General features: G+C 75.1%; 1 protein-coding gene. It reads right to left on the bottom strand.

Annotated elements, in window-relative coordinates:
* Window positions 1–147 precede the first annotated feature (147 nt).
* On the bottom strand, window positions 148–3,372 hold a 3,225-nt coding region (locus AOK03_RS24415; RefSeq protein ID WP_055567484.1), incomplete at its 5' end, for a HEAT repeat domain-containing protein.

The raw sequence follows: 3,372 nt of genomic DNA, 5'->3' as shown, positions 1-3,372 counted from the left end.
AACGGCGAACGGGGCCTGCCCGGCGGCAAGGTCAGGTGGGGCCGCGCGGGGCGGGCGACGCTGCGGAGGCTGACCGGGCGGTAGCCCGGCATCGCGTCGCCGAGCCGCCCCGCCGCCCCCTTGCGCCCCCCTACGCACCCTCGTGCGTCACGGCAGCTCCCCGTCGGGCGGCGCCATCGCCTCCGCCGCCGCGAGGGCGCGTACGGCCTCCTCACGGACCTCCGAGTCGGCGTCGGCGCCGGTCCGCTCCCTGAGCAGCGGCAGCGTGTCCGGACGCTCCGGCCAGCCGAACGCAAGGACGCGCAGGGCGGCGATGCGCACGTCGGCGGCCGGATCCGCGACGGCGCGGTCGCGGACCGCCTCGGCGGCGGAGTCGCCCGGGTCGACGACGGCCAGCCACCGCAGGGCCGAGCGGCGGACCTTGGGGTCGGTGTCGGAGCGCGCGCGCTCACGCAGGACGTTGCCCGTACCCGGGTCCGAGGCATGCAGGACGCCGAGCAGCCGGAGGGCGACGAGGCGGGTGCGGTCGTCGGGGTCGTCGGCGGCGAGACCGGCGACGGCCTGCCGCGCACCGGCCACTCCGTCCGGACGCCGGCCCAGCGCCTGCAGGGCGGCGCGGCGGACCGCCGGGGCTGGGTCGCCGACCGCCAGGGCGCGGAGGAAGTCCCCCGCCTCGTGCCGGGCGCCCAGCTGCCGGGCTGCCTCCAGCCGGACGTTCTGGTCGGGGTCGGTGACGGCGCGGCCCCGGACCAGTTGCCACGTGCCGGGGTCCTCGCCCCGGCACGCGACCAGCTGTCGAAGGGCGACCGCGCGGGTGCTCCCGTGCGGGGCATCGACCGCCAGTTCACGGGTCAGTCGCCAGACGGCCTCGTCGGCGGGGCGCAGCTTCGTGAGCCAGTACAGGGCGTTGGCGCGGGTGCCGCCGTCGGGGTCGTCGAACAGGCTGTCGCGCAGCAGCTCCGCGGTGGCTGCGTCGTCCCCGGCGAGGTCACTCAGCTTTCCCAGAGCGAGACTCCGCATCGTGAACCGCTCGTCGTGCCGTGCGCAGCGACGCAGCGGTTCCCACGCGGCGTCATCGTCGTCCGGCCCCCGGCGCCACGCGTCCAGGGCCCGGTAGCGGACGTATTCGGAGGGGTCGTGGCACAAGCGGTCGCCCGCCAGCTCCCGGACCCGGCGGTGATCGGGCCAGCCGGTCATCATCGAATCCAGCAGGGCACCCCGGAAGAACTCATCGGGGTCGTCGACGACGCGCTCGCACAGAAGGCTCAGGGTGGCGGCCTCCTCCCGCCACCCGTGCTGCAGCACGGCCAACGCCAACTGCCGGACACGGGCCGAGGAATCCCGGACGCCGGCCTCGACGACCAGGCCGCGCGTGCCGGGGTCCGACTTCCACTGCAGATACAGGACCTCCACGGCCGCCGCCCGCACGACCGGCTCCGCGGCGGACGCCACCTCGGTCCGGATCAGCCGCAGCGTCTCTTCCTCACCGCCCCGCAACCGGGCCAGGGACCGCAGCGCCTCGCCACGGACCAGCGGATGAGGATCGGCCGTCGCACGCTCCCGGGCCTGGGCGGCCACGTCCCTCTCCTCGTCCGACGGGTCCGTGGCGAGCGCGTGCAGCGCGGCCTTGCGCACCCATTCGCTCGGGTCGGCGACCGCCCGCTCCCGCACCAGCTCCCGCACGGCCGCCTCGTCCCACCGGTGTCCGCGCAGGAGCAGCAGGGCGGCCTTCCTGGCCTCGGAGGCCCGGTCGGCGACCATGCGCTCGCGGAGCACGTCCCAGGTCGCGCCCTCGCCGCCCCACCTGCGGACCAGGTGCTCCATGGCCTCGCCCTGCAGCTCCGGGGTATGGCCGTGCACCGCCATGATCCGGTGCGGCGCCGCCCCCTGATACAGCGCGCAGGCGATCCGTACGGACAGCCCCGCCGCACGCGCGTACTGCCCCCGCAGATGGAACCAGCGCAGCAGCCGGGCCCGGCCGCTCCAGTGGGGCGCGAAGGCCCCGAACGCGGGCAGCGCATCGGCGAGTTCGGGCAGTACGTAGCTGTCGGGATCCACCGACTCCAGCACGGAGATCACCGCGTCGACGACCGCCCGGCTCTGCGCCGCCAGCGGCCCGACCCTGCGCACCTCCGCCAGCGCACGGACCGCCAGCACGACGAACCGCGTGTCGTCCTCGCCGGTCCGCGACCGGTGCAGCGCCAGCAGCCGGTCGATCGCCGCCGCGGCCTCCGGCTCCCCGATCTGCCCGACCAGGAGCAGCAGCACCTCGTGCCAGGCGGGGTCCGCCGCATGCGCGGCGAAGACCTGCTCGACGAGCTCCGCCCGGCTCCACTCCCGGTAGCGGGTGTACCGCCGGTCGATGTCCTCCGCCGCCAGATACTCAAGAAACGCCCGGTGCACGAACCCGTACACCCCGCCCCCGTAATGGCTCAGGATGAAGTTCCGCTCCCGGAACTGCCGGACCATCGTGCGGGCCGCCGCCACCGCCTGCGCGACGGGCAGTTCGTACTGCTCGCACAGGTACTGCCTGAACGTGGCGAGGAGTTCGTCGGCGTGGATGTGGTTGCCCGCGATGCCGCCGCGGCCGTCCTGCATGCGGCGCGCCACGAGGCGGAGCAGCTCGTGCCGGTCCTCGTCGCCCAGGTACGACATCGCGTCGGCTCCGGCCGGGTCCCGCAGGTGCTTGGCGTGCTCGTCCCAGTGGGCGACCAGGACCGCGACCGCGTGGCGGTAGACGCCCTGCCGGTCGCGGGGCAGCTCCCTGCGGCGGCCGATGATGGCCAGGATCGTCAACAGGAGCGGGTTGCCCGCGAGTTCGCGTATGGGCCGGGAGCCGGTGACCGCCTCCTGGAGGCGGCGGGACAGGCGTCCGGCGCGCTCGGTGTCGTGCGGGCACGCGGTCGCGTACCACTGGCGCGTGAAGCGGCCGATCTGCTCGGCGCTCAGATCCTGGATCATGTGGTGGGCGAAGTCGGCGCGTTCGAGCACGCCTCGCTGGTAGCCGATGACGCGGGAGGTGACGACCACCCGTGTCCCGGCCGCCCCGCGGCGGCTCGCGAAGTCGGCGATGCGGTGGCCGACCTGCTCGCGCGCCGCGGGGTCGAAGAGCTCGTCGAGCCCGTCGAAGACGACGACCACGCGCCCCTCGGCGAGGAGCCGCCCGAGTACCGGACGCGGCGGTGCCAGGCCCTTCGTGGTGTGCAGGTGGTCGAAGAAGTCCTCGAAGGTACGGTCCCGCCAGGGCGCGGCGGCGTACTCGCGGAGCTCCACGACGAGCGGCACGCGGCCCGACAGGGCCGCCAGCGGACCGGGCGGCACGGAACCCGTCAGGGCCAGCGCCACGTGGTGCGCCAGCGTCGACTTGCCCGC

It is taken from the genome of Streptomyces atriruber (assembly GCF_001418325.1).
Classification (GTDB): domain Bacteria; phylum Actinomycetota; class Actinomycetes; order Streptomycetales; family Streptomycetaceae; genus Streptomyces; species Streptomyces atriruber.
The sequence above is the reverse complement of the archived record's forward strand: the minus strand, read 5'-3'. Positions and strand labels throughout refer to the sequence as shown.